The 393-nt window shown below is 47.8% G+C and carries 1 protein-coding gene; it reads left to right on the top strand.

What is annotated here, in order from left to right:
• Positions 1–393 (top strand): phosphoribosyltransferase family protein (locus ACTD9P_RS30195; RefSeq protein ID WP_438870511.1); only part of this gene is annotated, 393 nt, incomplete at both ends.

Genomic DNA, 393 nt, shown 5'->3' with positions numbered 1-393 from the left:
ATTTGTATAATGATGCGATGAAGGACTCATTAGCCCGGTTTAAATTCAGGGGTGATGCGAAAATCATTCAAGCATTTGGACGTGACTTTGCTGCCGGCTTTAAAGCGGCATATCCATCAAATACACATACTCTCATCCCTATTCCGCTGAGCGGCGAACGGCTGGCGGAACGCGGATTCAATCAATCCGAGCTGCTGGCCTCTCTGCTCGGAATGCCCGTCATTTTCCCCCTCATCCGACTGAACAATGAAAAACAATCCAAAAAGAGCAAAACAGAAAGGCTGTCCGCAGAAAAAAAGTTTTCAGCAGCCGAAAACTCGGCCGAAGGTATGAACGTCATCTTAATAGACGATATTTATACGACGGGCGCCACACTGCATCAAGCCGCCGAAG

It is taken from the genome of Pseudomonas onubensis (genome assembly GCF_965653655.1).
Lineage (GTDB): Bacteria > Pseudomonadota > Gammaproteobacteria > Pseudomonadales > Pseudomonadaceae > Aquipseudomonas.
Note: the sequence above shows the minus strand (reverse complement) of the source record. Positions and strands in the feature narration are given on the sequence as shown.